This is a genomic window from Ruegeria sp. YTSC002 (assembly GCF_059609845.1).
Genome location: NZ_JBXWML010000005.1, coordinates 83,219 through 110,113, shown reverse-complemented (window position 1 = coordinate 110,113; position 26,895 = coordinate 83,219). Strand labels below are relative to the sequence as shown.

The window sequence follows — 26,895 nt, the reverse complement described above, 5'->3', positions numbered from 1 at the left end:
CTTCGGGCCGGTCAAGCTATGGCCCGAAGTGCTTTCTGGTTTTTGCTTTTCGGTTTGCCTGCTGAACGTTCTTCCGCAATGTTTCCACGGCTTGTTTTCGCCCAAAAGCAGCACGTAAAGCTTCCATTCCGGCCAGTTTCTGCGCGCGGGTTCGTGCCAGTTGCAGGTTCAATTGTCTCCGCGTCGCGGACTCCCAACTATTCCAGAGAACGTCGGTACCTGAAACCTGATAGCCTTCGACCTTGGTGCTGTCTTGGCGCGCCTGATGGAGTTGACTGTCCAATCTGGCAAGTTGCTGCCTGATCCGTGCCTCGGCCTCCAGGATCGGTCGCAGCGCTTGAAACTGCTTCTGAAACGCTGCGTCGGTCACTTTTTCCAGATCGGGTAATTGCGTGCGAGTCATCGAACTTGCTCCTTCGCGCGTTTCCGCATCGCTTCGGCAAACCGGATCGCGGCGGCAACAGGATGATAGTGCTCTTCGGTGATCTCCTGACCTATGTCCACGGTCGCGTGAAGTGCGCGAGCTGTGGGAGGGTCCGAATGGATCGGAACGCCTGCTTCTCCTGCGGCGGATCGGATGGTGGCGGCGATTTCGTCCACCCCCTTGGCAACACAAACCGGGGCGCTGCCCGCAACCCGTGTCCATTTCAGCGCCACGGCATAATGGGTGGGGTTTACGATCACGACATCCGCGCCGGGAACATCTGCCAACATTTGGTTGGTTGCGATTTCCTGTGCACGCTGGCGCCGGTGTTGTTTGACATGGGGGTCGCCCTCGGCATCCTTGGTTTCATCCATGATCTCCTTGCGCGACATACGGTTCTTGCGCATGTGCTCGGCATATTGCCAAAGGAAATCGACAACCCCGATGGCCAGTGCGATTGCGATCACGATGAACAGAAAGCGAAACAGCAGGTTCATCATCAGCAGAATGGATGATTTTGCCGGCGCCGCGCTGGCAGACAGAATCTCGGTTAGATTGGCCTTCAGAAACAGCGCAAGGCAGGTGCCGTAGATCAACAGTTTGGTGGTGCTTTTGGCAAACTCGAACAACCCGCCCCGTCCGAACTTGTTCTTTGCGTTCGAAATCGGCGAGATACGCGAAAGTTTTGGTTTCAGTTTGCTTGGGGCAAAGATCAGCGCGCGCTGTGCGATCAAGTTCAGCAGAACAGCCGCGGCAGGAAGGCAGAACAGCAAAGCAACAGGCAGTAGGGCACTTTTCAAAACCCCAGCAACCGGAGCATGCGATGGCCCATCCGTCAGAAGCCTTGCAAATGCGTCGGACTGATCGATCAGGACCATGAACACGGTGCCCATATGCTCGACGGTGTATTGACCGACTGTAAGCAGGGCGATCAGAAGCCCGGTATATGCCGCCACAACCGACAAGTCGTTGGATTTTGGAACCTCACCTTTCTCGCGCGCTTTCAGCAGTTTTTGCGGTGTCGGTTCGTATGACTTGTCGCTTTCGTCATCACCTGCGCTCATCTTTGCGCTCCCATCGGGTTGGTGAAGAAAGCGACCAGCGCGTCAGCCCACACGGAAAGGATCAGCGGTGTGCCTGCGAACAGCAGAAACAGCCCAGCAAAGGTAATCGCCGGAGCACCGACGAAGGCTACCATCAACTGCGGCATTGCCCGGTTGATGACCCCAAGTGCCAGATTGTAGATCAATGAGGCGATGACGAACGGCGTTGCCAGTGCAAAAGCCAGCCCAAAGCTGTTGGCGACCTGATGCAATCCCCAGCGCGACACATCCGAGGCTTTGGGTGCCAAACCTATTGGAAACAGGGCATAACTCTGGATCAGGAACTGTGCGGCCCGGACGTGCAGGTCCATGATTACCGCGAGTGTCAGCCCTGCCAGGGTTAGCAGGTATCCCATGGCGGGGACCGGATCGGCCGCCGCGCCACCCAGCAGTTGCGACAATGACGTGGACTGAGCCGCAATAGACCCTGCGGTTTGCAGTGCGAGAACGAAAAGGCGCAAGCCTATCCCAAGGACAAGCCCGATCAGAACTTCGGTGCCGACCAGCCGCACGGTCGCCCAAAGGCTGGGGTCAATTCTGACGGGAGGCGCAGCGGGCAGTATGATCAGCGTGAAAGCAACGGAAGCACCAAGCTTTACCCGTGTCGGAATACTACGTTCACCGAAAGCTGGGAGCAGCGAGACAAGAGCGGAGACGCGCAGAAACACGACAAAGGCCTGCCACATTGCTTCGGCCAGCTGCGACAGCATTTCTGGCGGCAGGGCAATCACGCTGCAACAGTTCCGACCAAGGCAGGTTTGGCTTCCAGCCCGATTTCTTCGAAGGACAAAACCGGGTTGGACACGCCGCGTGCCTGCATGACGGTGCGCAGCAACCGACGGCGCCGGGTCGAGGTCACGACAGCCGGAAACAGGCCGTTGTCAGCGGATTTGGCGATGCTGCTTACAACTCCGTCGGCCAGTTTGTTGAACACGTTCGGGGGCAGCGCGACGTCCATGCCGGTATTTGGGGCGTCGATCTGGTAAGAGGCGAATGTGTCCTCCCATTCCGGGGCCAACTGGATCAGAGGGATCGAACCATCCTCGCGCTTCATGTCCGCGACCAGCTGAAAGCCAAGACGCTGACGCACCAGTTCACAGATGCCTTCGGGCTGGGTTGTGGTCAGCCGCGCCTCGGCGACACTTTCAAGGATCAGCGCCATGTTCCGGATCGACACACGTTCGTCAAGCAGCAGGCGCAGAACCGCGTGCAAAGTGTCGATCGGCACTTTGTCGGGGATCAGTTCATCCAGCAGTTTGCGGTTGGCTTCGGCGCGTACCGGGTCGCTCAGACGGGTCATTTCCGACAGCAGGCGACGGAGGGATTTCAGGGTCAGCAGGCGCGAGAAGTTCTGTTTGATGATCTCCAGCAGATGGGTGGCAAGAATTTCGGGCGGTGAGACTATAGTGGCTCCATTCAGCGCGGCGTCCTCCTGATCCTTGGGCAGGATCCAGCGTGCCGGAGCACCATAGACCGGCTCGGTCACGTCATTGCCCTCCGGCAAAAGGTCAAAACCGTCCTGCACGAGCGCCAGGATCAGATCGGGGTGCAAGACACCGCGTGCCTGTTCGACGCCCTGAACCTTGATCACATACGTTCCGGTCGGCAGGTCGGCGCGGTCGGTCAAGCGGATTTCGGGCAGGATCAGGCCAAAGGTCGACGCCACATAGGTCCGCATATTGGCAATTCGGGCGTCCAGCCCGGTGCCCGGATTCAGAACCATGCTGACCAGATCCGGCGCGAACTCCAGATGGACATCATCCAGGTCCAGGATGTCGCCGATAGCTTGGGATGTCGGCGCTTCGGTTTCGGTCGAGGGCAGGTTTGCCGATGCGGTTGCGTCTTTCTGTTTTCGGTGAACATTGTAAGCCGCGTATCCCAGAATGGCCGCGCCAAGGATGAATGGCAGAAAAGGGAGACCGGGCACCAGCGCGAACAGGACCATGAGCACCGCGACAGTGGACAATGCTGCCGGGTGGCGGCCGAGTTGAGAAAAGATGGCGGTGTCTGTTGCCCCCTGCGTGCCGCCCCGTGCCAGCAGCAGGGCGGACGCTATGGAAATGATGACGGCGGGAATTTGCGACACCAACCCGTCGCCGACGGTCAGAATCGCATAGGTTTCGAACGCCGAGGCCACGGGCATTCCATGCACGACGACGCCCATGACCAGGCCCATGACGAGGTTCAGCAACGTGATCAGAAGCCCGGCGACGGCGTCTCCCTTCACGAATTTCGACGCACCATCGAGAGAGCCAAAGAATGTCGTCTCCTGCTGTTCCAGCTCTCGCCGTTCCTTGGCTTGCTGATGATCGATTGCCCCGGCGGACATATCGCTGTCGATCGCAAGTTGTTTGCCGGGCATCCCGTCCAACGCAAAGCGTGCGCCTACTTCGGCCATGCGGGCAGCGCCCTTGGTGATGACCATGAAATTCACGATCAGCAGAACGCCGAACACCACCAGCCCAAGAAAAATGCTGCCGCCCATGACGAAACTGGCAAAACCTTCGATCACGTCTCCTGCCGCATTCGGGCCGGTGTGCCCCTGCCCGATGATCAGTTTCGTCGACGAAACATTCAGCGACAGGCGCAACATCAGAGACGCCAGCAGAATCGTCGGGAAGGACGAAAAGTCCAGCGGGCGTTCAATGAACAGGGTCAGGGTGAAGATCAGGATCGCCAGCGCAAAGGAGGCCGCCAAACCCACGTCCAGAACCCAGGCTGGCATGGGCAGGATCATCATGACGATGACCGTCATCAGCGCAATCGCCAGCAGGACAGTAGGCGAAAACAGGGACTGGATGTCGATCTTGGGCACGCGAAACTCCTAATTGAAGGCGATAAACGCTGTTGCGGCGCCTGCGGCTGGCACCAGAGACCCAAGCGCGCCGGTCCGGGGCGATGCCGCCGGAATGGGGATCAAGGGGAGTCCGGCCCCGGTGAACGGATCCCGAGATCTGGCCGCAACCCGGGTTCGGGGGCCACCCTCGAGCTGTGCCAGCACCGTATGAAACCGCTCTTTGTAAGCTTCGGCAAGGGGTGATGTGCGGGAATGGTAAGCCCCCGCTGCCGCGGGCCACGATCCAAGCTCGGCATGGAGTTCGTTCAGGAACCGGGCGGCGTAGGTTGCATTCTCATCTGGATCGAACATCGCGTCTATCGAACGGAAGGCTTTGCCGTGCCAGCGATAATTGATCTGAAAACAGCCCACATCAAAGCTGCGTGCGCCGGTTTTGAAGATTTTGAACGCATAGGCCTTGGCTTCGACCTCGGACTTGAACCAGTACCCCTGACCGCCGACATTGATCGTCCAGGGCCAGGGCTGCAACCGGCCGTCCAGCCTGCGCCCGGTTTCAACGCGCGAGATGGCGCGCAGCACGTCCAGGGGCACGCCTTCGGACAAAGCGGCGCGGCGCGCGGCCTGATCGCACAGGTCACCGGTTTTGGCATCTGGCATGGCAAACCCTGCCTGCGCCAAAAGCACATGCACCAACATGAGTAACAGCGGGAACTTCTGATTTGGCATTCTGCCGGTCCGGGATTCTGATCTGTCCCGGCCAAGCTAGCCAACGATCGGTTTACAGAGAGTTATCGCCGCTTCAGTTTCGATCTATCCTGCGCCCGAACACGACGCTGGTATTGGTGCGCAGGACACCGGGGATCTTCGCCAGGTCGTCGACCAGAATGTCCAGATCCTCCAGCCTGGGCGCCTCTGCCGACAGCATAAGATCGAACTCTCCGTTGATCGACAGGCATAGCTTGACCTCGGGGTAGGCTTCGAGCCGCCTGATGATCCGGCTGGTTTCCTTTTGCTGCACTTCAAGCATGACGATGACCTGCACTTTCGGCGTGTCTTCGGTGGACCCGAGGCGCACGGAATATCCTTCGATCAGGCCGCGCTGTTCCATCCGGTTTATTCGCTCGTGCACGGTTGTCCGGGCAACACCCAGCGTGGTCGCAATCTGCGTGGTCGAGGCGCGTGCGTTGGCTTGCAGGGCGGCGATGATGCGGCGGTCAAGCTGGTCCATTGGGGCTCTGGTTCGTGGTCATTCCGGGTTGAGATCAGATCGAAGCGCCCGCTCAGGGTTCGCGCGGGATGCGCGGGTGCAGATCGTCGATGATGATCGGATGCGCGTGCGGGCCTGGCCCGGCCAGATGTGGGTGATCGGGCGGCAGGTCGGGGTGATCATGGGTGATCGGTTCCTGGTCGAGGCGCGGCCAAAGGCCGATTGCACCGACGACGCCGGCCACGGACAGCGTCGCCATGCTGCTGAGTGTGACGGTCGGACCAAACACGGTCATCAGCCACCCTGCCAGCGGGTAAAGAACCAGCCAGCAGCCATGCGAAAGGGTAAACTGTGCGGCGAAGACGGCAGGGCGATCCTCGGGGTGGGCCGACCGGGTCAAAAGGCGGCCCGAGGGTGTCAGGGTGGTGGAATATCCGAAGCCGGTGAATGCCCACAACGCGGTCAGCAACCCGAGCGACAGAGGAGCAATTGCGGCCAGCATCGCGGCGACGGCCATGGAACCAGTGGCAAAAACGGCGCCCGCGACCATGACCCGACGGTCCTCGATCCGATCCAGAAGGCGGGGCAAGGTAAAGGCCGCCAGCATCGATCCGCCCCCGAACCCGGCCAGGGCAATGGCCACGGCGCTTTCCGACAGGCCCAGATTGGCACGCACGATGACCACGGTGTTCACGATCACCATCGAGCTCAGTGCCGCCGCGCTCCAGCTGAGTGCAAGCAGCCCGCGCAACCGGGGTGTTTTCAGATAGATACGTATGCCGCGTGTGGTGCGGTCATAGATGCCGCGGGGCCGGCTTGGCTTGGGTGACGGAAGCACGACCGAGACAACCAGCATTGCCGATGCGACAAAACCCAGCGCAGTACCCCAGAACAGGCTGTTGAAGCTGACCAGCAGCAGCAATGCGGCGGCGAACATCGGGCTCAACAGGCTTTCCATATCGTAGGCCAGGCGCGACAGCGACAAGGCACGCGTGTATTCAGCTTCGTCCGGCAGCACGTCCGGAATCGTGGCCTGAAAGGCGGGCGTAAAGCCCGCCGACGCAGATTGCAGCACGAAGATCAGCACGTAGATCTGCCAGACTTCGGTCACGAACGGCAGGCACACTGCCACCGCAGCGCGGATCAGGTCCAGCACGACCAGCATCTTGCGACGATCCAGACGCTCGGCAAATGCAGCGGCGAGTGGGGCAACGGTGACGTAAGCCACCATCTTGATCGTCAGCGCGGTGCCAAGGACAAGGCCCGCGGCATTCCCGGCCAGATCAAAGGCGAGCAGCCCCAGCGCAACCGTGGCCAGCCCGGTTCCGGTCAGGGCGACGATCTGGGCCGCGAACAGGTGGCGGTAGGTGCGGTTTCTCAGAATACTCAGCATGGCTCAGAGGTACTTTGTGATCGCTTTGAACTCTTCGATCCCGCTGCCATCGTCGTCAGAGGACAGGCAGTGTTCGATATGATCATGAATCAAAGCGCGTTTGGCATTGGTGACAGCCTTTTCAACAGCAAACAACTGTTGTGCGACGTCCGAACAGGGGGCTTGCCCCTCGAGCATGGCAATGACCTTGGCCAGATGCCCATGGGCCCGCTTCAGCCGGGCCATGATCTGTGGATGTGACTCGTGGGCGTGATTTGACATGGCTTATCCATATCCCCCCGATGGGGATATGGTCAAGGATTTGGCATCGAATGGCCCGCGACTTTTGGACGGCGTTGAGTTTGGGGGCCAAACCGCCTATCTCGGGGGCGATGTCGCACAAAGGAATAGTCGCGTGGCGAACCATTTGTACAAAAACGATCTGCCGGATGGGCTGGATCTGGGCCCGGTTGTGGCCATTGACTGTGAAACCATGGGGCTGAACCCGCATCGCGATCGCCTGTGCGTGATTCAGATGTCAGGTGGTGACGGAAACAGCCATATCGTTCAGGTGGAAAAAGGCCAGACCCAGGCGCCGAACCTGAGTGCCATGCTGGAAAACCCTGACGTGCTGAAGCTGTTTCATTTCGGACGTTTCGACATTGCCGCGATGTATCACACCTTTGGCGCCCTGGCCGCACCGGTTTACTGCACCAAGATCGCCAGCCGGCTGGTGCGCACATACACCGACCGCCACGGGCTGAAGAACCTGTGTCAGGAACTGATTGGCGTGGATATCTCGAAACAACAGCAGATGAGCGATTGGGGCGCTGAAACCCTGACGGATGCGCAACTGGACTATGCGGCCTCGGACGTTCTTTATCTGCACCGCCTGCGGGACGAGTTGAACAAGCGGCTGGCGCGCGAGGGTCGGGCCGAGATGGCGCAGGCCTGTTTTGACTTCCTGCCGATGCGTGCGAAGCTGGACCTCGCCGGTTGGCCCGAAACGGATATTTTTGCGCACTCATGACCGATACCGAAGCATTCCTGAAAACCGCCCGCCAGGTCGTCACCGATGAAGCCCGTGCGCTGGACGTTCTGGCCGACAGCCTTGACGAACATTTTGCCGAGGCCGTGCATCTGATCCTGAAAGCCACCGGGCGTATCATCATCAGTGGCATCGGCAAATCGGGCCATATCGGCCACAAGATTGCCGCCACTCTGGCAAGTACCGGAACGCCTGCCTATTTCGTGCACCCGGCCGAGGCCAGCCATGGCGATCTGGGCATGGTTTCCAAAGGCGATGTGGTGCTGGCGATTTCGAATTCCGGCGAAGCGCCCGAGCTGGCCAACCTGCTGGCCTTTACGCGCCGCTTTGGCATTCCGCTGATCGGGCTATCCAGCAAGCCAGAAAGCACGTTGATGAAACAGGCCGATGTGCATCTGCTGATCCCGTCGATGGGCGAGGCCTGCGGTTATGGCATGGTGCCTTCGATCTCGACGACGCTGACCCTTGCCATGGGCGATGCGCTGGCCATTGCGCTGATGAAGTATCGCGATTTTCGCCCCGAGGATTTCCGTGCCTTCCACCCCGGCGGCAAGTTGGGAGCGCGGCTGAGTACGGTGGGTGACCTGATGCATACCGGCGACGCCCTGCCTCTGGTCGCCGCGAACACCCCGATGAGCGACGCGTTGATCGAAATCAGCCAAAAGGGTTTCGGCGTGGCCGGTGTAACGGATGCGCAGGGGCAGTTGTCGGGCATCATTACGGACGGTGACTTGCGGCGGCACATGGATGGCCTGCTGGATAAAACGACCGAGCAGGTCATGACCGCCAATCCGACCACCATAACACCGGGCGCCTTGGCGGAAGAGGCGGTGGCGATCATGAATGATCGCAAGATCACTTCGCTGTTCGTGGTTGACGAGGCTTCATCAGGTCAGCCCCTGGGCCTTCTGCATATCCACGACTGCCTGCGCGTCGGCCTGGGCTGAGGGAGGCTGAAGTGGACAGGTATTCCCGCATGGTACAGTTCCTGAAGGTTCTGTTGCCGCTTGCGGCCATTCTAATGCTGTCCACCGTGTTCCTGCTGTCCCGCAGCATCGAAACCAACGTGTCGGTGCCATTTGCAGAGAAAGACATTGACGAGCGGCTGGCGCAGCAGGTGGTCACACAGCCGAAGTATCGCGGGACAACCCGCAAAGGCGAAGATGTCCAGATCGAAGCCATCCAAGCCAAGCAGGGCGGCGAAGACGAAACTCCGACCGCATCCGAATTTCGGGGCCGTCTTGGGCTTCTCAGCGGTGGAGCGATATTTCTGGATTCCAATTCAGGTTTGATCCGCCCTGATGAGGGCACGGCAACTTTTGTCGGCGACGTGGTGATTACAACCGCCGACGGTCTAAAGGTCACAACGGATCTGCTCAACACGTCGCTGGACGAAATCCGGGGCGACACGCCGGGGCAGGTAAATGGAACCGGGCCGATCGGCAACTTTTCCGCCGGACGCATGACCTTCGGGGCTGAAAAAAAGGACGGACCGGTCCATATTGTTTTTACAGACGGCGTGAAGCTGGTATACGAGCCTGAAAAAGCAGAAAGATAACCTGTGTTCGATTTTCGTTTTGTTCCTTTGTGCCTTGCTCTGGTTGCAGGTGCCGTAACCGCGACTGCGCAGGAGGCGCAGGTGGCTTTTGGTTCTGCAAATGCCGACCCAAGCCTTCCGGTCGAGGTCACGTCCGAAACGTTGAACGTCAACCAGGAGGACGGTTCTGCCGAATTCCTCGGAAATGTCGTCGTCATCCAGGGCGAAATGCGGCTGACCGCTGAACGGGTTCTTGTGATCTACAACGAGGAACGATCGGCGATTGAACGGATGGAAGCCACCGAGAATGTAGTTCTGGTCAGCCCGCCGGATGCGGCAGAGGGCGATTGGGCAGAATACACGATCGATTCCGGTGTGATCGTCATGAAAGGCAATGTCCTGCTGACGCAAGGCCCCAGCATCATCAGCGGCGATCAGATGAACGCCAATCTGACAACCGGCACAGCGACCATGACCGGGCGCGTCAAAACGATCCTTCAACAGGGAAACAACTGATGGCGCGACCCGACCTGTCAGTGGCCGAAGGCAATTCCGGGCTGCGCATCGAGAAGCTGCGGAAATCCTACCGTAAGAAAACGGTGATCCGCGATGTCTCGATGACGCTGGACCGGTCCGAAGTCGTCGCCCTGTTGGGACCCAACGGGTCGGGTAAGACCACGACTTTTTATTCCGTGGCAGGGCTTGTTTTCCCGGAGGCCGGCAAAGTCACGATAGATGGCCAGAATGTTACGACTTTGCCGATGTACCGGCGTGCGCGAATGGGAATCGGTTATCTGCCGCAGGAAATGTCGATCTTTCGCGGCATGAGCGTCGAGGACAATATCGCTGCGGTACTGGATATCACGGTTCCTCATGCTCACAGGCGGAAAGAACGGCTGGAAGAGCTGTTGTCGGACTTCTCGATCGAACATCTGCGCCGCGCGCCGGCTCTTGCCCTTTCCGGCGGTGAGCGCCGCCGCGTTGAGATAGCGCGATGTTTGGCCGCAGATCCGAAATATCTTTTGCTGGACGAACCATTTGCGGGTGTTGATCCGATCAGCGTCGGCGATATCCGGCATCTGGTGGCCGACCTGAAAAAACGGGGGATCGGTGTTCTGATCACCGACCATAACGTGCGGGAAACGCTGGAAATTGTCGATCGCGCTTACATCCTGCATGACGGGCAGGTTCTGATGTCCGGCACACCTGACGAGGTCGTCGAGAACGAGAATGTCCGCCGTGTCTATCTGGGCGAAAACTTCCGTATTTCATAGGCTTGCTCTGGTCTGCGTCGGGTGCATGGCGGAAATCGCGTATATACACATCTGTTTTGATTGACTCTTCCGTCGTCTCTTGCCTCAATTGTCGCATGGCATTTACCCGGTTTCAGTCTGGAGATCGTTGTCCCTTCGTTGAAGGGCTGGAGTTAAGACAACCGCGGAAAGTGCCTCGACCCCCCACCCGATAAAAACAAGTTCGTCACGCAACGTGACGTCAGAATGGGTGTGAATTGTGAAGGAGATCACATGCGTTACCAAATCAGCGGAAAACAGATCGACATCGGTGCGGCGCTTCAGACTCACGTGCAGACCGAATTGGGCGAGGTTGTGAGTAAATATGCTCAGCGGCCTACCGATGCCAACGTCGTCTTTTCCCGTTCAGCGCATGAATATGTATGCGAAACAACAGTGCACCTGTCCACCGGGCTGACCGCTCAGGCCAAGGCGCATGCAACCGAAATCTATGCAGCGTTCGAGGCATGCTGCGACAAAATGGAAACACAACTGCGGCGCTACAAACGTCGTTTGAAGGACCACCACAAGGATCGATCCGAGCCGGTTGAACTCTTTGGGGCGTCCTCTTATATCCTCGCCTCTGACGAATCGGACACGGCCGATGAACCCGAATCGCTACAGCCCATGATTGTGGCTGAGATGGAAACAAAAATCCCGTCTTTGAGCGTTGGTGAAGCCGTGATGCAAATGGAACTTGCCGGTGCCCCGGTGCTGGTGTTCAGAAATGAGAACAAGGATGGATTGAACGTCGTGTATCGTCGCGAAGACGGTAACATCGGCTGGATTGATCCTTAACAGGCAAGGATACGGGGCCGCACCCGCCGAGGCGGGTGCCGTTCCCATGGAGCGTGATCATGGAGCTTTCGAGCATACTGAAGCCCGAAGCAGTGCGTGTACTATCCGCCGCTTCCAGCAAGAAGCGGTTGTTTCAGGAAATCGGCGATGTAGCAGCCGCCAATCTGGGGCTCGACTCTCAGGCGGTCGTTGACTGTCTGCTTGAACGGGAAAGCCTGGGCCCGACCGGTGTGGGGCATGGCGTTGCGCTTCCGCACGCGCGTTTGCCCGAGCTGGATTCGGTTTCGGGCGTATTCGTCATGCTGGAAAAGCCCATCGACTTTGGGTCGGTTGATCGTCAACCCGTCGACATCGCCTTTGCACTGTTTGCACCGGAAGAGGCCGGCGTCGATCATCTCAAGGCGCTGGCGCTTGTGTCGCGCACGCTGCGGGATACTTCGGTGTGCACCAAGCTTCGGGCGAACCCTGATCCGGTCAAACTCTATGCGATCTTGACCGAAGCGCAGTCCATGCAAGCAGCGTAAACTGAAAAAAAGCCCCCGAAATCCGGGGGCTTTTTCTGTGTAAGCGGTGATCGGGATCAACCGCCGGTTCCCATTTCCAGCGTCCACCAGATTTTCCCGCCTTTTTCCTGATGCCAGGCGAACCCCATCTGCGTGGCCTTGGGGTCCATAATGACGGCGCGCGGTCCGGGTTCCTGCATCCAAGCAGCAAGGGTTTCGGTTTCGGTTTCGTAGGTCTCGGAAATGGCTTCACCGAGGAATGTGCCGAAATATCCGACCCGTGCAGCCCGATCGATCGGAGAAGAACCGTCGGACCCAAAGTGCCAGGGCCGGTTCTGCCTTGCCATGTCCTTGGAATGGGTCGCCGCCGCCGCGTTCAACTGCGCGTTCAGCTGGACAGGCTGCAATCCCTGGGCCTGACGCAGGGCGTTGACCGAATCAACCATGCGGAACTGCAACTTTTCCGGGTTGCCGCGAATTTTGTAGACCGTGGGCAGCGGGCGGCCGTCCGCACCAATGGTTGTGGTGCCGGTGTCTGTACATGCCGCCAGCGCGACAAAGCAAATCAAAAGTAAAGAAACGATACGCGTCATGATCGACCTGGTTATTGTGTCTTTACAGGGCATAGCGCGCCTGACAGCTCTGAGCAAACGCGCAATGGCCCCAACTTGCGTGATTCTGCCGGTTTGATTTGCGACTGAAGCATTCTGGCAATAGAATGTCACGGATTTCAGACTTCACTTGAACACAGGACCCGTTGTCATGGTCAAAAAGCGCATTCAAACGTCTACACGCAGGGGTTTTCTGGCTGGGGCCACCGCAACGCTGGCAACCCCCGCACTGGCACAGTACACCCCCGGTGATCCGCTGCGTCCCGCACCCGAACCCGAGCCATCGGTGCGCCGGAACGTATCGGGTTTTCGGGCACTGGATTGGCAGCCGTATTTTTCGAACACCAGAAACGGCGCCATTCTGGTCGATACCGTATCGCGCGCGCTGCACTATTGGTCGGATGATCAAACCATATACAAACTATACCCTTCATCGGTTCCACTGACCGAGGAACTGACCCGCCGGGGGCGCACCAGCGTGATCAGAAAGGTTGAAGGGCCCAGCTGGTCTCCGACTCCGTCCATGAAAAAGCGAAACCCGGAATGGCCTGACTATATCCCTCCTGGGCCGGATAACCCGCTGGGAACACATGCTTTATACCTGAGCTGGAAATACTATCGCATTCACGGAACGCACGATACGCGCAAAATCGGTCGCCGGTCGTCGAATGGCTGTATCGGTCTGTTCAACGAAGACATTGCCGAGCTGTTCTCGATGGCGAAGGTCGGCACGCAAGTGTTGCTAATTTGACGACATTTTCGTGTGGGAACCCGCTTAGCGGTCAAGTTGCAATTGCATTCCAGCGTCAATGCTGATTAGAAAAAACCACGAGGTAAGTCTTAGATGTGCGGTTCCGGGCATTGGAACTGCGCAAATTCTGGAGGTTAATATGAAGAAACTCGTTCTCGCTGCTGCTCTGACTGCTGCTGCTTCGACCGCTTATGCTGGTAACCTGGAAGAGCCGGTTGTTGAAGCACCTGTTGTTGTAGAAGAAACTCAGGGTTCGTCGCAGGGCATCCTGCTGCCGCTGATCCTGTTGGTCGTTGTTGCTGCTGCTGTTGCTGCAAGCTAATCCGACACGGAATTCATGAAAAAGGCGGTGGAGCAATCCACCGCCTTTTTTGTTTTCCCAAGGCTGTGCCGGTCAGTCCAGCCAGCCGCGCAAGTTTTCTTCGATCACCGTGCCCAATGCAGCAATGTGCGCCGCATCGTCATTGAGGCATGGAATATAGGTGAAGGTTTCACCGCCCGCGTCTTCAAAGCTTTCCTTGATCTCTTCGTTGATCTCTTCCAGCGTTTCGATGCAGTCGGCCGAGAATGCCGGCGCGATGACCGCTATGTTCTTTTTGCCCTGCTTGGCCAAATCCGCCACATGATCCACTGTATAAGGTTTCAGCCATTCCTCGGGGCCGAATCGCGACTGGAACGTCGAAACCAGTTGATCATCCGACCATCCCAGCCGTTCCTTCAGCAGCCGTGTCGTCTTGGCGCACTGGCAATGATAGGGATCACCCTGTTGCAGATACCGTTCCGGCATCCCGTGATACGAGCAGACCAGAATATCGGGTTTTGTCTCTGCCGCTGCATAAGCACGTTCAACCGATTGCGCCAGGGCGTCGATATAGGCGGGTTGGTCGAAATAGGCCGGTACGGTTCGCGAGGCGGGCTGCCAGGTTTCGTCCATGAGTGCGCGGAAGAACTGGTCATTGGCGGTGGCCGTGGTTGCGCCCGCGTATTGTGGGTAAAGCGGGAAGAACAGAATACGGTCACAGCCTGCGGCAACCATCTCGCGCACTTTGGATTTGGTTGACGGGTTGCCGTAGCGCATACAGAAATCGACCATCACCTGATCCCCGTACCGATCCTGCATCGCGTCGCGCAGTTTGGCAGTCTGGTCCTTGGTGATCGTCATAAGCGGGCTTTCGCCCTTCTCGTGATTCCAGATCGATTTGTAGGCTTCACCCGAACTGAATGGCCGCTTGCTGAGGATGATCCCCTGAAGAATCGGTTGCCATTTCCATTTCGGATAGTCGATGACCCGCTGATCCGACAGGAACTCGTTCAGATAGCGGCGCATCGGCCAATAGGTGTAATCGTCCGGGGTGCCCAGATTGGCCAGCAAAATGCCAACGCGGCCCATCTTGACCTTCGGATGGTCGGCAGGGGCATGAGCGGGGCGAGTGGCATCAAACATGTGGGCATTCCTGAGTTATCGTGTTCTGACCTGAGATAAAGGGATTTGGTTGCGCGTCAATCCGGCAGTTTGCCCTCTTCCGTGCGCAAGGCATCTGCAAGACGCATTTGGGCTGACCCCGGGCGCAGCGGCTTTGGTTGGCAGCCATCGGGGGACCAACCGGTCAGGCAAATCAGTTCGAAGGTTGCGGCAAGGCGGCCTGTTTCCGTCGAAAAGTGATCGGAATAGACGCGCTGCGCGGTTTCGAACACTCTGCGTCGCGTCGGGCATTTCAACCGGGCAGCCAAAGCGTTGGTTTCACCCATGTCCCTCAGATCGTGCATCAGGTGCCAGATGTCGCGGTATTCTGCCGTCAACGGTACGGCATCGGCCACTGGCAATGCCAGACCGGCCCGTTGCAGCAATCCACCCAGATCGCGCAGCTCGGCCATGGGGGCGATTCGGGGGCTGAGCCCGCCCGTGACCTCGATTTCGGCCTGACCCAGCGCGGCGCGCAATTCGTGAAGGGTCTCACCCCCGAGGCACAGGACAAGCACCAGCCCGTCTGGCTTCAAAGCCCTTTTGCATTGGATCAGCTGGCCGACCGGGTCATTGGCGCAGTGCAGCGCCATCACATGAATCGCCAGATCATGCGCACCGGGTTGCAGTGACAGCACATCGTCATCCGCGACAATGGCGGCATCCGGAAAAACGTCTGCCCAAAGCTGTGGGAAAGGGGTCACAACCGCAGGTGCCGTAAAGCTTCTGTTAACCATGGAGAGCCGATCCTGAACCTCATCAATGGCGGCGCGGTGCAAGAACAGGGCGTCGTCCTTCGCGCGGGCGCGATGATGCAGAATGGCGTTACGGTCGAAAAGAGAGGATGCGGTGGGCTCGGGCAGTTTCATAGGTCGCAAGTATCGCATTGCGCGGCGGATTCAAACTGCCCTTGCATTGATCTATCCGCCGCGATGCATGGGTTGCGGAGAGCCGACGGAATCAGATTTCGGCCTGTGTGGGACGTGTTGGCGGGATACGCCGTTCATCGGTGGCACGGTTTGTGAAAGCTGTGGTGTGCCAGTGATCGGAAGCGCAGACAGGTTCCGGACCGAGTGCGACGATTGTCTGAAAACCCCTCCGCCGTGGAAAGCGGGTCGCGCTGCGCTGATGTATGATGGGAAGGCGCGGTCACTTGTTCTGGCTTTGAAACATGGTGACCGGACCGAACTGGCCCGCCCCGCTGCGCGTTGGATGGCGCAGGCCGGGCGCGAGCTGTTGCGGCCCGGGATGGTGATTGCTCCGGTGCCGTTGCATTGGTCGCGCCTGCTGAAACGGCGATACAATCAGTCTGCACTGTTGGCACGCAACCTAGGGCGAGAAACCGGATTGGACTGCGTGCCGGATCTGCTGGTGCGCAAACAGCGGACCCCGGTGCTGGACGGAAAGACCGCGCGGGAAAGGGGCGAGACCTTAGAGGGCGCAATTGACATCCACCCAAGGCGGGCACTGCATTTGAAGGGGCGCGATATCCTGCTGGTGGATGACGTGATGACATCCGGCGCGACGTTGGCGGCGTGCACGCGTGCGTGTCAGGCCGCAGGGGCAAATCATATTTTCGTGTTGGCACTGGCGCGCGTTGCCAAGGATGCCTAATTCGCCCAAGATTGCACGAAATCCAAAGGGACCGGAACATGAAGCCCGTAGAAATCTATACCTCGCCGCTCTGTGGTTTTTGCCACGCGGCCAAGCGTCTGCTGAAGCAGAAAGGCGTTGAGTTCAAGGAAGTTGACATTCTGATGCACCCCAAACGCAAACCCGAGATGATCCAGCGCGCAGGCGGCAAACGCACCGTGCCTCAGATTTTCATCGGGACGCAGCATGTGGGCGGCTGCGACGACCTTTACGAGCTGGAGCGGCAAGGCAAGCTTGACCGTCTGCTTGCGGCCTGATGAAGACCGCGCTGCTGCAAATCACCTCGTCGGATGATCCGGTCGAAAACCTGGACATGGTGCGCGCTATGGCGGCCGACGCGGCAGGGCAGGGGGCGCGGTTTATCCTGACGCCAGAGGTCACGAATTGCGTGTCAAACAGTACGACGCGGCAACACGAGGTTCTTCAGCACGAAGAAGACGACATCACCTTGGCCGGCCTGCGGGATCAGGCCGCCCGACTGGGCGTTTGGGTGTTGATCGGATCACTGGGGATCAAGACTCATGACGCTGACGGGCGGTTTGCCAACCGCTCTTTCATGATCGATCCGCAAGGTCAGATCGTGGCGCGCTACGACAAGATCCATATGTTCGACGTGCAGGTCACGGAAACCGAGACGTTCCGCGAATCGAAAAACTACCGCCCCGGCGAACAGGCGGTCATAGCCGAGACCGACTTTGGCAAGGTGGGGCTGACCATCTGTTACGACATCCGGTTTCCATACCTGCACGCGGCTTTGGCACAGGCAGGCGCACGGGTTTTGACCGTTCCGGCGGCGTTTTCACCGGTAACGGGCGCCGCACATTGGGAATCGCTGTTGCGGGCCCGGGCGATCGAGACGGGCTGTTGGGTCTTGGCTCCGGCACAAACGGGGGAACACCCGACGACGCGTGGAAAGACACGTTTTACCCATGGGCACAGCATGGTTGTGGACCCTTGGGGAAAGGTGCTGATCGACGCAGGGACAGATCCGGGCATTCACATTTTCGATTTGGATGATAGTTCTGTGACAGAGGCGCGCCGTCGCGTGCCGTCGTTGACACACACCCGGTCTTTCACGGGACCCTGACAGAACTGAACAATGACAGAAGACACCAATGCCCTTGCGGTTACGCTGTTCAGCGAGATCCTGACCGCAGACCAGTTGTTGCGTAACCGGCTCAGCCGGGTGCTGCCCAAGGGCATGGAAATTTCGCATTTCTCGGTGCTGAATCATCTGGTTTTTGTCGGCGACGAGCGTAGCCCCGCGCAACTGGCCAGCACATTCCACGTGACCCGAGGCGCGATGACCAACACCTTGGCCAAGCTGGAATGGTCCGGGTACATCCACATCCGCCCCGACTGGGACGACGCCCGCCGCAAGATGGTGGCGATCAGCCCCGCAGGCCGACGGGCGCGGGATCAGGCGATTTCCTCGATTGCACCGCTGATCAACCGCGTGGTCGGAGAGCTGGGGCTGGAGCGGGTCCGCAGCGCCCTGCCAGTACTGCGGGATTTGCGGTTGCAGTTGGAGGGGGAGTAGGGATCAGCGAACCGTTGTCCCAAGGTGGATCCAGGACTGGTGTGGTCGGGCGCTGGCAGGCTTGATGCTCATGCAATGTGCCGCGGACTAAACGGCCACTTCATTCTAAGAGCATTCTATCCAGAAGCTGCCGTAAATCACGGGGATGCAAAGCAGGAAGATCAGCCAACCAAATTCCGGCCGAAGCCGCCGCCGCAAAAAGAAGGCAGGATTCAATTCCTTCTTTGCCCTCATATTGCCCACCATGAACAAGCCATACCAAATACTCTCCTTTTTCTTCTTCATTCGTGGAGAATATTCTCCCTACATTGCATCCTTCGTCAGAGAGTTCGTGTTTGGAAAATGGTTCTGTCGCCTCCTCCGTCAGTTCTAATTCGACTGGTTTCACAAACTTGCCATCCGAAACTATCTCGGGGTCAATAAAGACGAAAAAATACAACGCCCTTACCAGATCATAGTTGTTCGAGTTCGAACCCAAGTAACGATCTGCTATTTCCTGAGTCGCCTCAGAGACTTTAGGATCGCTTACATAGCCATACAGCGGAACGCCTTCATGTTCGTACACGAACACGCCCGCATTCTCTTCTGCTGTGGCTAGTGTGTTATCGAACAAGGTAGCAGCGGAAATTGCCGCACCAAAAAATACCGCGCGCCACGGCGCGCAACTTAAAGATCGAATCAAAAAACCTACCTCACCCCGGCTTCACACTCGCCGTCACGTAATTCACGCTCAAGTCCCGGTCCGAGATCGACCAGCTCCACAGGATCGGGTTGAAGACAAACCCCTTGCGGTCCACCGGGTCCAGCCCGGCCTGACGCAGCAGGTCGAACAGTTCATCCGGGGTGATGAACTTGTTCCATTCATGCGTGCCGCGCGGCAGCCAGCGCATGACGACCTCGGCCCCGAAAATCGCCATCGCATAGGATTTCGGGTTGCGGTTGATGGTTGAACAAATCTCCAACCCGCCGGGCTTAAGCAACTGACGCGTGGCGGTCAGATAGGACAGAGGATCAGCCACATGTTCGACCACTTCCATGTTCAGCACCACATCGAACTGCTCGCCCGCAGCGGCCATGTCCTCGGCCGTGGTGTGGCGATAGTCGATTTGCAGCCCCGATTGCTCGGCATGGATGCGGGCCACGGGCAGGTTGCCCTCGGCGGCGTCGGCACCCACAACGTCAGCACCGAGCCGCGCCATGGGTTCGCTCAGCAGCCCGCCGCCGCAGCCGATATCCAGCAGGCGCAGGCCTTCGAACGGCGTCGGCGACTTTAGGTCGCGATCGAATTCACCGGCGATCTGCTGCGTTATGTAGTCCAGCCGGCACGGGTTAAGCATGTGCAATGGTTTGAATTTTCCGTGCGGGTCCCACCATTCAGCCGCCATCGCCTCGAATTTTGCGATCTCGGACGGGTCCACCGTGTTCGGATGCGCTTGCATTCCTGTCTCCGTGTGCTCTTTTACGCTTAAGGACTATATAGGGCCATAATGGACAAGTACCCGGACCAAAAGCGCGCAGTTCAATATCTGTATCCGCCGATCGACCCTTTCGATCAGCGGATGGTCGATATGGGCGATGGGCACCGTATCTATGTGGAACAATGCGGCAATCCTGACGGCATACCCGTCGTGATCCTGCACGGGGGGCCGGGTGGTGGGTGCAGCCCGGCCATGAGGCGATACTTCGATCCACAGGCCTACAGGGTGATTCTGTTTGACCAGCGCGGATGTGGCCGGTCGCGCCCTACCGCTTCGGTCGAAGACAACACGACGTGGCATCTGGTGGCCGACATAGAGCGGCTGCGCAAACTGTTCGAGATCGAAGAATGGATCGCATTTGGTGGCAGTTGGGGTGCGACTCTGGCGTTGATCTATGCCCAGACTCATCCCGACCGTGTCAGCCGGTTGGTGTTGCGCGGCGTGTTTCTGGCGACTCAGGCCGAGCTTGACTGGTTTTACGGCGGCGGCGCCGGGCGGTTCTGGCCCGAGCAATGGCAGAAATTCACCTCGCTGCTGCCCCAGGTTGAACTGGGCGACACCATTGCCGCCTATAACAAACGTCTGTTTTCGGGCGACCGTGCGACAGAGATCCTGTACGCGCGGGCCTGGTCGCATTGGGAAAACGCGCTGGCCTCGATCCACACCAACGGATCGGTTGGCGAAAGCCCCGGCGAATACGCGCGCACCTTTGCGCGGCTCGAGAATCACTATTTCACCAACAAGGCGTTTCTGGAAACGGACGGGCAGATTCTGGATCAGATGGACCGGATCGCGCATATCCCCGGCCATATCGTGCAAGGGCGCTATGACATGATCTGCCCGCCCCAGGCCGCATGGTCGCTGGCCGAACGCTGGCCGAATGCCGAGTTGAAGATGGTTCGTCAGGCGGGGCACGCACTGTCAGAGCCGGGCATCAGCGCAGAGCTGGTACGAATCATGGATCGTGTGGCGGAGGGTATCGCATGACCCGGATTGACCGCCGTGCTCTCTTTGCCTCTGGTGCCGCGGCTGCATTGCTGGCAGCGACAGGTGCATCCCTTGCCGGGACGCCCAAGAAAGGCGGGACATTGCGTCTGGCCGTTCCGCGCGATGACAGCCTCGAGCAAGTGGTGCGTGGAGCCGTTTTCGACACAATGACCGAAATCGCCCCGGATGGTACTTTGCGCGGTGAGCTTGCGACCGGCTGGCAAACCGACGCCGATGCACGGGTCTGGAGCTTTGATTTGCGTGATGACGCGGTCTTTCACGATGGCGAACCCTTGCAGATTGCCGATGTCATGGCCGTTTTGGCCGAAATCGGAAGGCCCGAGGCCCTTGCCCCCAACCGCCTGCGGCTTGAACTTGCCGAGGCAAATCCCGGATTGCCTTTCCTGCTAGCCGACAGCCGCTTTGTTGTTGCGCGCGCCGGTGAAACCGTAACACCGTTGCGCAACGCCAACGGTACCGGCTGCTATCGTGTCGAACGGGCTGAGGATGGTCGCCATTTTCTGGGCCGCCGTGTCGAGGGGCATTACAAGGATGGTCAGGCCGGATGGGCTGACGCGGTCGAAATCATTGTAATCCCGGACCCTGCTGTGCGGGCCGAGGCGCTGCGGGACGGGTATGTCGATATCGCGGCGCTTCCGGATCTGGCCGGAATGCGAGGCACGCGCGGTGTCCGGTTCCACCCCTCCGAGGCCGACATGGCCCTCGCCGTATCGGATGCTGTCGGGATGCCGCGGCAGATTGCCGGGAACGCTGCACTGGACGATGGCCGCATCGCCGAACGATGGTGGATGGTGTAAATCCGATCGCGAATCCCGCTGGGGGTTGCAGACTCGGACCATCCTGCGTATATGCAGTTTCAACAGCGGCGCGTTGGACTTCTGGCCCAAGGCTCCACCGGAAAATTCGACGGGCCGCGCGCCCGTTTTTTTGTGCCCGACTGACAGGGTAGAGTACCAGATGACAAACGACCTGATAGCAAAAGCTGCCATTGACCGGCGACTGGCCGAGATCATCACCCCGGTGATCGAGGATCTGGGGTATGAGCTGGTCCGCATCCGCCTGATGAGCGGCAAGCAGACCACGCTTCAGATCATGGCCGACAAGCCCGATGGCGGTATTGAAGTGGATGACTGCGCCGAAATTTCCAACGCGGTCAGCGCCACGCTGGATGTCGAGGATCCGATCCTTGACGCCTATACGCTCGAGGTGTCGAGCCCCGGTATCGACCGCCCTCTGACCCGTCTGAAGGATTTCGAGACCTTCGAAGGGTATGAGGCCAAGATCGAGACCGCCGAACTGATTGACGGCCGCCGGCGCTTCAAGGGCGAATTGGCTGGGATCGAAGGGGACGAGGTTCTGATCAACATCCCCGAGGGGGATGAAACCATCACCATCGGTCTGCAATTCGACTGGCTGAGCGATGCCAAGCTGGTCCTGACCGATGACCTGATCAAGGAAATGCTGCGCCAGCGCAAGGATGCCGGCGCCCTGAACGAAAACGCTTTCGACGAGATTGAGACCGAAGGGTCCGAAGAGGAGACGAACTGATGGCAATCACCTCAGCAAACCAGCTGGAGCTGTTGCAGACCGCCGAGGCCGTGGCCCGCGAAAAGATGATCGACCCCGGCCTGGTCGTCGAAGCGATGGAGGAATCGCTCGCCCGTGCCGCCAAAAGCCGCTACGGCGCCGAGATGGACATCCGCGTGTCCATCGACCGCAAGACCGGCAAGGCGACTTTCACCCGTGTTCGCACCGTGGTCGAAGATGACGAGCTTGAAAACTATCAGGCCGAAATGACCGTCGAGCAGGCCAAGCAATACATGGAATCACCCGAAGTTGGCGATGTCTATGTCGAAGAAGTGCCTCCGGTTGAAATGGGTCGGATCGCGGCTCAGTCCGCCAAGCAGGTCATCCTGCAAAAAGTGCGCGAAGCCGAGCGCGACCGTCAGTACGAAGAATTCAAGGATCGCGCGGGCACCATCATCAACGGTGCGGTCAAGCGCGAAGAGTTTGGCAATGTCATCGTCGATCTGGGCGGTGCCGAGGCGGTTCTGCGCCGCAATGACAAGATCGGCCGCGAAAGCTATCGCCCGAATGACCGGGTGCGCGCGTACATCAAGGAAGTGCGCCGCGAAGTACGTGGCCACCAGATCTTCCTGTCGCGCACCGCGCCGGAATTCATGGCCGAGCTGTTCAAGATGGAAGTGCCGGAAATCTATGACGGCATCATCGAGGTCAAGGCCGTGGCCCGTGACCCCGGTTCGCGCGCCAAGATCGCCGTGATTTCCTATGACAACTCGATCGACCCCGTCGGTGCCTGCGTGGGTATGCGCGGCAGCCGCGTGCAGGCCGTCGTGAACGAGTTGCAGGGCGAAAAGATCGACATCATTCCGTGGAACGAAGATCAGCCGACTTTCCTGGTGAACGCGCTGCAACCGGCCGAGGTTTCCAAGGTGGTTCTGGACGAAGAAGCCGGCAAGATCGAGGTTGTCGTGCCCGAAGAACAACTGTCGCTGGCCATTGGCCGCCGCGGTCAGAACGTGCGTCTGGCCAGCCAGCTGACCGGTCTGGACATCGACATCATGACCGAGGCCGAAGAATCAGCGCGCCGCCAGAAGGAATTCGAAGCCCGTACCAAACTGTTCATGGACAGCCTGGATCTGGACGAGTTCTTTGCCCAACTGCTGGTCTCGGAGGGCTTCACCAACCTCGAAGAGGTTGCCTATGTCGAGATTGAAGAACTGCTGGTCATCGACGGCGTTGACGAAGGTACCGCGCAGGAACTGCAAACCCGCGCCCGCGAGTATCTGGAGGCACAGGCCAAAGCGGCACTGGACGCGGCGCGCGAATTGGGGGCCGAGGACAGCCTCATTGAATTCGAAGGTCTGACACCCCAGATGGTGGAAGCACTGGCCAAGGACGACGTGAAGACTCTGGAAGACTTCGCAACTTGTGCCGACTGGGAACTGGCCGGTGGCTGGACGACAGTCGATGGTGAACGCGTCAAGGACGACGGTGTACTAGAGCCTTTCGGTGTAACGCTGGAAGAAGCGCAAGACATGGTCATGACCGCGCGTATCCTGCTGGGCTGGGTCGATCCGGCCGAGCTGGAACAGGCGGAAGAAAACGTCGACGGTGACGCAACAGACGAGGAGGTCGAGGCCTGATCTCAGGCTTCGGGTGGCGTGTATGAGTCGCGGTGGCGCCCATAAGGATCGGTCAGACGGACCCGAGCGCAAGTGCATCGCCACAGGCGAGGTTCAGCCCAAATACGGGCTGATCCGCTTCGTGGCGGGGCCGGACGGTCAGGTTTTTCCGGATGTCGCGGCGAAACTGCCGGGACGAGGGGTCTATGTGGCGGCGGATCGTGCCGCTCTGGACAAGGCCATCGGAAAGAAACTGTTTGCGCGGGGGTTCAAGGCACAAGTGACCGTGCCCAAGGACTTGGCGGAAGAGGTTGAAAAGCAGATCGCACGCCGCGTTGTCGAGCTGCTCAGCCTGGCGCGCAAGTCCGGCGACGCGGTTGCCGGGTACGAAAAGGTCAAGACGTGGCTGGACCGGGAAGAAGCACAGGTGCTGATTCAGGCCGCAGATGGATCGGGGCGCGGTAAGTCCAAGCTGAGTACGCCGCACTTCGGAAAATACATAGGTTGGCTGACCGCAGACGAATTAGGACAGGCATTTGGGCGCCAAACGGTGATTCATGCTGCCTTGGCCTCTGGCGGACTCGCCAAACGTGTTGTAGAGGAAGCGCAGCGCCTGCGTGGCTTGCGCGAAACGGATGACGGCGGCAGGGGCCGCACGGAAGGGTAAATAGCTTTATGAGCGATAATGACGGCAAAAAGACATTGGGTCTTCGTGGCGGGGCACGCCCCGGAAATGTGAAACAGAGTTTCAGCCACGGACGCACCAAGAATGTCGTGGTGGAAACCAAACGCAAACGCGTGGTGGTCCCCAAGCCGGGCGCAGCAAAGCCGGGTGGCGGTGCTGCACCATCGGGTGATCCGTCGCGTCGTCCTGCGGGAATTTCCGATGCGGAAATGGCGCGCCGCATGAAGGCGTTGCAAGCGGCCAAGGCACGCGAGGCCGAAGAGGCCGCAGCGCGCGAGGCTGCTGAAAAGGCGCGCGAAGAAGAGCGCGCACGCCGCCGTGCGGAACAGGAAGCCAAGGAACGCGAACAGCGCGAAGCCGAAGAGCGTGCGCGTCAGAAGGCCGAGGATGAAGAGCGCAAGCGCAAAGAGGCGGACGAAGCCGCCAAACGCGCCGCTGCCGCGCCCGCACCGGAAGAGCCCAAGGCGGCTCGCGCTCCGGCCAGCAAACCTGCGCCGGCAGCCACGCCGCGCAAACAGGACCGCGAACGTGAACAGCGTGGTCGTGGCAAGGGTCGTGACGACAATCGCCGTTCGGGCAAGTTGACTCTGGGTCAGGCGACAGGTGGCGAAGGCAACCGTCAGCGCTCGATGGCCGCGATGAAGCGCAAGCAGGAGCGTGCGCGTCAGAAAGCCATGGGCGGTGCCGTTGAACGGGAAAAGGTGATCCGCGACGTACAGCTGCCCGAGGCGATCATGGTCTCGGAACTGGCCAACCGTATGGCCGAACGTGTGGCTGACGTGGTCAAATCGCTGATGAACATGGGCATGATGGTCACGCAGAACCAGACCATCGACGCCGATACTGCCGAGCTGATCATCGAAGAATTCGGCCACAAGGTCACTCGCGTATCCGATTCGGATGTTGAAGACGTCATCAAAGAGGTCGAAGACAGCGAAGCAGATCTGCAGCCGCGTCCGCCGGTCATCACCATCATGGGTCACGTTGACCACGGCAAGACCTCGCTGTTGGACGCAATCCGCGACGCGCGCGTTGTGGCGGGCGAGGCTGGTGGCATCACCCAGCACATCGGCGCGTATCAGGTGAAAACCGATGGCGGCGCAACGCTGACCTTCCTGGATACTCCGGGCCACGCGGCGTTTACGTCGATGCGCTCGCGCGGTGCTCAGGTTACGGATATCGTGGTTCTGGTTGTCGCCGCCGATGATGCGGTGATGCCGCAGACGATCGAAGCGATCAATCACGCAAAAGCGGCCGGAGTGCCGATGATCGTGGCGATCAACAAGGTCGACAAGCCGGATGCAAATCCGGACAAGGTGCGCACCGATCTGTTGCAACACGAAGTCATCGTCGAGAAGATGTCGGGTGACGTCCAGGATGTCGAAGTGTCCGCCATCACGGGTCAGGGTCTGGACGAATTGCTGGAAGCCATCGCGCTTCAGGCCGAGATTCTGGAACTGAAAGCCAACCCCAACCGCGCCGCTCAGGGGGCCGTGATCGAGGCTCAGCTGGACGTGGGTCGCGGCCCGGTCGCCACGGTTCTGGTTCAGAACGGCACATTGCGTCAGGGTGATATCTTCGTTGTGGGTGAGCAGTACGGTAAGGTCCGTGCGCTGATCAACGACAAGGGTGAGCGCGTCAAGGAAGCTGGCCCCTCGGTTCCGGTCGAGGTTCTGGGCCTGAACGGTACGCCCGAAGCCGGTGACGTTCTGAACGTGACCGAGACCGAAGCACAGGCCCGTGAAATCGCCGCCTATCGTGAACAGGCCGCCAAGGACAAACGCGCCGCTGCCGGCGCCGCGACCACCCTCGAGCAGCTGATGCAGAAGGCCAAGGAAGACGAGAACGTGGCCGAGTTGCCGATCCTCGTCAAAGCCGATGTGCAGGGTTCTGCCGAAGCCATCGTTCAGGCGATGGAAAAGATCGGGAACGACGAGGTGCGCGTGCGCGTTCTGCACTCGGGTGTGGGTGCGATCACCGAAACGGATGTCGGTCTGGCGGAAGCCTCCGGCGCGCCGGTCTTTGGCTTCAACGTCCGTGCCAACGCATCGGCGCGGAACACGGCGAACCAAAAGGGTGTCGAGATCCGCTATTACTCGGTGATCTATGATCTGGTCGACGACGTGAAAGCGGCCGCATCCGGTCTGCTGAGCGCCGAGATCCGCGAAAAGTTCATCGGCTATGCCGAGATCCGCGAAGTCTTCAAGGTTACCGGTGTCGGCAAGGTTGCTGGCTGTCTGGTCACCGAAGGTGTTGCGCGCCGTTCCGCAGGCGTCCGCCTGCTGCGCGACAACGTGGTGATCCACGAAGGCACGCTGAAGACGCTGAAGCGCTTCAAAGACGAAGTGGCCGAGGTTCAGTCGGGTCAGGAATGCGGTATGGCGTTCGAAAACTACGACGATATCCGCCAGGGCGACGTGATCGAGATCTTCGAGCGCGAAGAGGTTACCCGCACCCTGGATTGATCCGAAGCGGGATGA

General features: G+C 59.3%; 32 protein-coding genes. 19 read left to right on the top strand and 13 right to left on the bottom strand.

The genetic code is table 11. The annotated features are described in order from the left end of the window. Positions 1-16: 16 nt before the first annotated feature. From AC2FFD_RS11830 to AC2FFD_RS11795, 8 genes are all read right to left on the bottom strand, one after another. Positions 17-403, bottom strand: coding sequence for a hypothetical protein (locus tag AC2FFD_RS11830; protein ID WP_496873142.1), 387 nt, complete (start codon positions 401-403; stop codon positions 17-19). Next, the gene (flhB, locus tag AC2FFD_RS11825) at positions 400-1,488 is read right to left on the bottom strand and encodes a flagellar type III secretion system protein FlhB (RefSeq protein ID WP_496873141.1); all 1,089 of its coding nucleotides are present in this window, start codon (positions 1,486-1,488) and stop codon (positions 400-402) included. The genes AC2FFD_RS11830 and flhB overlap by 4 nt, the downstream gene beginning before the upstream one ends. After that, positions 1,485-2,258: a flagellar biosynthetic protein FliR gene (locus AC2FFD_RS11820; RefSeq protein ID WP_496873140.1), complete on the bottom strand. Its 774-nt coding sequence runs from the start codon at positions 2,256-2,258 to the stop codon at positions 1,485-1,487. The genes flhB and AC2FFD_RS11820 overlap by 4 nt, the downstream gene beginning before the upstream one ends. Then, positions 2,255-4,342 (bottom strand): flagellar biosynthesis protein FlhA, encoded by a 2,088-nt coding sequence (flhA, locus tag AC2FFD_RS11815; protein ID WP_425079376.1) that lies wholly within the window; start codon positions 4,340-4,342, stop codon positions 2,255-2,257. The genes AC2FFD_RS11820 and flhA overlap by 4 nt, the downstream gene beginning before the upstream one ends. A gap of 9 nt (positions 4,343-4,351) precedes the next feature. Further along, positions 4,352-5,050 (bottom strand): transglycosylase SLT domain-containing protein, encoded by a 699-nt coding sequence (locus AC2FFD_RS11810; RefSeq protein ID WP_496873139.1) that lies wholly within the window; start codon positions 5,048-5,050, stop codon positions 4,352-4,354. Positions 5,051-5,123: 73 nt separating this feature from the next. Then, positions 5,124-5,552: an Lrp/AsnC family transcriptional regulator gene (locus AC2FFD_RS11805; RefSeq protein ID WP_171120148.1), complete on the bottom strand. Its 429-nt coding sequence runs from the start codon at positions 5,550-5,552 to the stop codon at positions 5,124-5,126. Positions 5,553-5,604: 52 nt separating this feature from the next. Next, entirely contained in the window at positions 5,605-6,924 is a 1,320-nt protein-coding gene (locus tag AC2FFD_RS11800; RefSeq protein ID WP_170345685.1) for an MFS transporter, read from the bottom strand. A gap of 3 nt (positions 6,925-6,927) precedes the next feature. Continuing rightward, on the bottom strand, positions 6,928-7,185 hold the full coding sequence (locus tag AC2FFD_RS11795; protein ID WP_257599819.1) for a metal-sensing transcriptional repressor: 258 nt from the start codon (positions 7,183-7,185) through the stop codon (positions 6,928-6,930). Positions 7,186-7,318: 133 nt separating this feature from the next. Between AC2FFD_RS11795 and AC2FFD_RS11790 the strand changes: the two genes are divergently transcribed. From AC2FFD_RS11790 to ptsN, 7 genes are all read left to right on the top strand, one after another. Then, positions 7,319-7,933 (top strand): ribonuclease D, encoded by a 615-nt coding sequence (locus tag AC2FFD_RS11790; RefSeq protein WP_496873138.1) that lies wholly within the window; start codon positions 7,319-7,321, stop codon positions 7,931-7,933. Further along, the gene (locus AC2FFD_RS11785; protein ID WP_170345682.1) at positions 7,930-8,898 is read left to right on the top strand and encodes a KpsF/GutQ family sugar-phosphate isomerase; all 969 of its coding nucleotides are present in this window, start codon (positions 7,930-7,932) and stop codon (positions 8,896-8,898) included. Before AC2FFD_RS11790 ends, AC2FFD_RS11785 begins: the two co-directional genes overlap by 4 nt. An 11-nt stretch (positions 8,899-8,909) precedes the next feature. Beyond that, positions 8,910-9,509 (top strand): LPS export ABC transporter periplasmic protein LptC, encoded by a 600-nt coding sequence (locus AC2FFD_RS11780; RefSeq protein ID WP_257599821.1) that lies wholly within the window; start codon positions 8,910-8,912, stop codon positions 9,507-9,509. A 3-nt stretch (positions 9,510-9,512) separates the two neighbouring features. Further along, positions 9,513-10,004, top strand: a complete 492-nt coding sequence (locus tag AC2FFD_RS11775) for an LptA/OstA family protein (RefSeq protein WP_425079372.1) — start codon at positions 9,513-9,515, stop codon at positions 10,002-10,004. Beyond that, the gene (gene lptB / locus AC2FFD_RS11770) at positions 10,004-10,762 is read left to right on the top strand and encodes an LPS export ABC transporter ATP-binding protein (protein WP_152459766.1); all 759 of its coding nucleotides are present in this window, start codon (positions 10,004-10,006) and stop codon (positions 10,760-10,762) included. Before AC2FFD_RS11775 ends, lptB begins: the two co-directional genes overlap by 1 nt. 252 nt (positions 10,763-11,014) lie before the next feature. Beyond that, complete coding sequence (gene hpf, locus AC2FFD_RS11765; RefSeq protein ID WP_170345680.1) at positions 11,015-11,578, top strand: ribosome hibernation-promoting factor, HPF/YfiA family; 564 nt, start codon at positions 11,015-11,017, stop codon at positions 11,576-11,578. Positions 11,579-11,637: 59 nt separating this feature from the next. Beyond that, complete coding sequence (ptsN, locus tag AC2FFD_RS11760; RefSeq protein ID WP_117872900.1) at positions 11,638-12,102, top strand: PTS IIA-like nitrogen regulatory protein PtsN; 465 nt, start codon at positions 11,638-11,640, stop codon at positions 12,100-12,102. A gap of 56 nt (positions 12,103-12,158) precedes the next feature. On the opposite strand, the gene dalA is transcribed toward ptsN, so the two are convergent. After that, the gene (gene dalA / locus AC2FFD_RS11755; protein WP_171120163.1) at positions 12,159-12,674 is read right to left on the bottom strand and encodes a divisome-associated lipoprotein DalA; all 516 of its coding nucleotides are present in this window, start codon (positions 12,672-12,674) and stop codon (positions 12,159-12,161) included. Positions 12,675-12,843: 169 nt separating this feature from the next. On the opposite strand from dalA, the gene AC2FFD_RS11750 reads away from it, so the two are divergent. Together AC2FFD_RS11750 and AC2FFD_RS11745 are read left to right on the top strand one after the other, a co-directional pair. Next, positions 12,844-13,443: a L,D-transpeptidase gene (locus AC2FFD_RS11750; protein WP_170345678.1), complete on the top strand. Its 600-nt coding sequence runs from the start codon at positions 12,844-12,846 to the stop codon at positions 13,441-13,443. A 139-nt stretch (positions 13,444-13,582) separates the two neighbouring features. Further along, complete coding sequence (locus AC2FFD_RS11745) at positions 13,583-13,765, top strand: hypothetical protein (protein ID WP_117870963.1); 183 nt, start codon at positions 13,583-13,585, stop codon at positions 13,763-13,765. A gap of 72 nt (positions 13,766-13,837) precedes the next feature. Here AC2FFD_RS11745 and hemH read toward each other — a convergent pair whose 3' ends face one another. Both hemH and AC2FFD_RS11735 read right to left on the bottom strand, forming a co-directional pair. Then, positions 13,838-14,887 carry a ferrochelatase gene (gene hemH, locus AC2FFD_RS11740; protein ID WP_257599823.1) on the bottom strand — a complete coding sequence of 350 codons (1,050 nt, stop codon included), beginning with the start codon at positions 14,885-14,887 and terminating at the stop codon, positions 13,838-13,840. Positions 14,888-14,943: 56 nt separating this feature from the next. After that, positions 14,944-15,774 (bottom strand): methyltransferase domain-containing protein, encoded by an 831-nt coding sequence (locus AC2FFD_RS11735; protein ID WP_496873137.1) that lies wholly within the window; start codon positions 15,772-15,774, stop codon positions 14,944-14,946. Here AC2FFD_RS11735 and AC2FFD_RS11730 point away from each other — a divergent pair. From AC2FFD_RS11730 to AC2FFD_RS11715, 4 genes are read left to right on the top strand one after another with little or no spacing between them, the layout of a single operon-like run. Further along, positions 15,755-16,519: a double zinc ribbon domain-containing protein gene (locus AC2FFD_RS11730; protein WP_496873136.1), complete on the top strand. Its 765-nt coding sequence runs from the start codon at positions 15,755-15,757 to the stop codon at positions 16,517-16,519. The genes AC2FFD_RS11735 and AC2FFD_RS11730 overlap by 20 nt on opposite strands. Before the next feature lie 38 nt (positions 16,520-16,557). Then, positions 16,558-16,815 carry a glutaredoxin 3 gene (gene grxC, locus AC2FFD_RS11725; RefSeq protein ID WP_152459773.1) on the top strand — a complete coding sequence of 86 codons (258 nt, stop codon included), beginning with the start codon at positions 16,558-16,560 and terminating at the stop codon, positions 16,813-16,815. Then, positions 16,815-17,645 carry a carbon-nitrogen hydrolase family protein gene (locus AC2FFD_RS11720; RefSeq protein ID WP_425079368.1) on the top strand — a complete coding sequence of 277 codons (831 nt, stop codon included), beginning with the start codon at positions 16,815-16,817 and terminating at the stop codon, positions 17,643-17,645. The genes grxC and AC2FFD_RS11720 overlap by 1 nt, the downstream gene beginning before the upstream one ends. 12 nt (positions 17,646-17,657) lie before the next feature. Further along, positions 17,658-18,098 (top strand): MarR family winged helix-turn-helix transcriptional regulator, encoded by a 441-nt coding sequence (locus AC2FFD_RS11715; RefSeq protein ID WP_170345673.1) that lies wholly within the window; start codon positions 17,658-17,660, stop codon positions 18,096-18,098. A gap of 100 nt (positions 18,099-18,198) precedes the next feature. Here AC2FFD_RS11715 and AC2FFD_RS11710 read toward each other — a convergent pair whose 3' ends face one another. Continuing rightward, the gene (locus AC2FFD_RS11710) at positions 18,199-18,780 is read right to left on the bottom strand and encodes a hypothetical protein (RefSeq protein WP_496873135.1); all 582 of its coding nucleotides are present in this window, start codon (positions 18,778-18,780) and stop codon (positions 18,199-18,201) included. 10 nt (positions 18,781-18,790) lie between these two features. Beyond that, positions 18,791-19,537, bottom strand: coding sequence for a bifunctional 2-polyprenyl-6-hydroxyphenol methylase/3-demethylubiquinol 3-O-methyltransferase UbiG (ubiG, locus tag AC2FFD_RS11705; RefSeq protein ID WP_425079365.1), 747 nt, complete (start codon positions 19,535-19,537; stop codon positions 18,791-18,793). A gap of 48 nt (positions 19,538-19,585) precedes the next feature. On the opposite strand from ubiG, the gene pip reads away from it, so the two are divergent. The 6 genes from pip (at position 19,586) to infB (ending at position 26,880) form a co-directional block, all read left to right on the top strand. Then, the gene (gene pip / locus AC2FFD_RS11700) at positions 19,586-20,563 is read left to right on the top strand and encodes a prolyl aminopeptidase (RefSeq protein ID WP_496873134.1); all 978 of its coding nucleotides are present in this window, start codon (positions 19,586-19,588) and stop codon (positions 20,561-20,563) included. Continuing rightward, a complete protein-coding gene (locus AC2FFD_RS11695; protein WP_496873133.1) occupies positions 20,560-21,381 on the top strand; it encodes an ABC transporter substrate-binding protein in 822 nt (273 codons plus the stop codon). The genes pip and AC2FFD_RS11695 overlap by 4 nt, the downstream gene beginning before the upstream one ends. 160 nt (positions 21,382-21,541) lie before the next feature. Continuing rightward, positions 21,542-22,132, top strand: a complete 591-nt coding sequence (gene rimP, locus AC2FFD_RS11690; protein WP_152459779.1) for a ribosome maturation factor RimP — start codon at positions 21,542-21,544, stop codon at positions 22,130-22,132. After that, positions 22,132-23,751 carry a transcription termination factor NusA gene (gene nusA, locus AC2FFD_RS11685; protein WP_170345668.1) on the top strand — a complete coding sequence of 540 codons (1,620 nt, stop codon included), beginning with the start codon at positions 22,132-22,134 and terminating at the stop codon, positions 23,749-23,751. Before rimP ends, nusA begins: the two co-directional genes overlap by 1 nt. Before the next feature lie 22 nt (positions 23,752-23,773). Continuing rightward, positions 23,774-24,397, top strand: coding sequence for an RNA-binding protein (locus AC2FFD_RS11680; protein ID WP_257599831.1), 624 nt, complete (start codon positions 23,774-23,776; stop codon positions 24,395-24,397). Positions 24,398-24,405: 8 nt separating this feature from the next. Continuing rightward, positions 24,406-26,880: a translation initiation factor IF-2 gene (infB, locus tag AC2FFD_RS11675; protein ID WP_170345666.1), complete on the top strand. Its 2,475-nt coding sequence runs from the start codon at positions 24,406-24,408 to the stop codon at positions 26,878-26,880. Positions 26,881-26,895: the final 15 nt, after the last annotated feature.

Excerpts from the sequence above, each read along its gene's own strand:
- AC2FFD_RS11720 (WP_425079368.1), top strand. The coding sequence starts at position 16,815 with ATGAAGACCGCGCTGCTGCAAATCACCTCGTCGGATGATCCGGTCGAA.
- nusA (WP_170345668.1), top strand. The coding sequence starts at position 22,132 with ATGGCAATCACCTCAGCAAACCAGCTGGAGCTGTTGCAGACCGCCGAG.
- AC2FFD_RS11795 (WP_257599819.1), bottom strand. The coding sequence starts at position 7,185 with ATGTCAAATCACGCCCACGAGTCACATCCACAGATCATGGCCCGGCTG.
- lptB (WP_152459766.1), top strand. The coding sequence starts at position 10,004 with ATGGCGCGACCCGACCTGTCAGTGGCCGAAGGCAATTCCGGGCTGCGC.
- AC2FFD_RS11680 (WP_257599831.1), top strand. The coding sequence starts at position 23,774 with ATGAGTCGCGGTGGCGCCCATAAGGATCGGTCAGACGGACCCGAGCGC.
- rimP (WP_152459779.1), top strand. The coding sequence starts at position 21,542 with ATGACAAACGACCTGATAGCAAAAGCTGCCATTGACCGGCGACTGGCC.
- AC2FFD_RS11830 (WP_496873142.1), bottom strand. The coding sequence starts at position 403 with ATGACTCGCACGCAATTACCCGATCTGGAAAAAGTGACCGACGCAGCG.
- AC2FFD_RS11715 (WP_170345673.1), top strand. The coding sequence starts at position 17,658 with ATGACAGAAGACACCAATGCCCTTGCGGTTACGCTGTTCAGCGAGATC.
- AC2FFD_RS11785 (WP_170345682.1), top strand. The coding sequence starts at position 7,930 with ATGACCGATACCGAAGCATTCCTGAAAACCGCCCGCCAGGTCGTCACC.
- hpf (WP_170345680.1), top strand. The coding sequence starts at position 11,015 with ATGCGTTACCAAATCAGCGGAAAACAGATCGACATCGGTGCGGCGCTT.
- flhB (WP_496873141.1), bottom strand. The coding sequence starts at position 1,488 with ATGAGCGCAGGTGATGACGAAAGCGACAAGTCATACGAACCGACACCG.
- AC2FFD_RS11805 (WP_171120148.1), bottom strand. The coding sequence starts at position 5,552 with ATGGACCAGCTTGACCGCCGCATCATCGCCGCCCTGCAAGCCAACGCA.
- hemH (WP_257599823.1), bottom strand. The coding sequence starts at position 14,887 with ATGTTTGATGCCACTCGCCCCGCTCATGCCCCTGCCGACCATCCGAAG.
- dalA (WP_171120163.1), bottom strand. The coding sequence starts at position 12,674 with ATGACGCGTATCGTTTCTTTACTTTTGATTTGCTTTGTCGCGCTGGCG.
- ptsN (WP_117872900.1), top strand. The coding sequence starts at position 11,638 with ATGGAGCTTTCGAGCATACTGAAGCCCGAAGCAGTGCGTGTACTATCC.
- infB (WP_170345666.1), top strand. The coding sequence starts at position 24,406 with ATGAGCGATAATGACGGCAAAAAGACATTGGGTCTTCGTGGCGGGGCA.
- AC2FFD_RS11735 (WP_496873137.1), bottom strand. The coding sequence starts at position 15,774 with ATGAAACTGCCCGAGCCCACCGCATCCTCTCTTTTCGACCGTAACGCC.
- ubiG (WP_425079365.1), bottom strand. The coding sequence starts at position 19,537 with ATGCAAGCGCATCCGAACACGGTGGACCCGTCCGAGATCGCAAAATTC.
- AC2FFD_RS11745 (WP_117870963.1), top strand. The coding sequence starts at position 13,583 with ATGAAGAAACTCGTTCTCGCTGCTGCTCTGACTGCTGCTGCTTCGACC.
- pip (WP_496873134.1), top strand. The coding sequence starts at position 19,586 with ATGGACAAGTACCCGGACCAAAAGCGCGCAGTTCAATATCTGTATCCG.
- AC2FFD_RS11800 (WP_170345685.1), bottom strand. The coding sequence starts at position 6,924 with ATGCTGAGTATTCTGAGAAACCGCACCTACCGCCACCTGTTCGCGGCC.
- AC2FFD_RS11695 (WP_496873133.1), top strand. The coding sequence starts at position 20,560 with ATGACCCGGATTGACCGCCGTGCTCTCTTTGCCTCTGGTGCCGCGGCT.
- AC2FFD_RS11810 (WP_496873139.1), bottom strand. The coding sequence starts at position 5,050 with ATGCCAAATCAGAAGTTCCCGCTGTTACTCATGTTGGTGCATGTGCTT.
- AC2FFD_RS11750 (WP_170345678.1), top strand. The coding sequence starts at position 12,844 with ATGGTCAAAAAGCGCATTCAAACGTCTACACGCAGGGGTTTTCTGGCT.
- grxC (WP_152459773.1), top strand. The coding sequence starts at position 16,558 with ATGAAGCCCGTAGAAATCTATACCTCGCCGCTCTGTGGTTTTTGCCAC.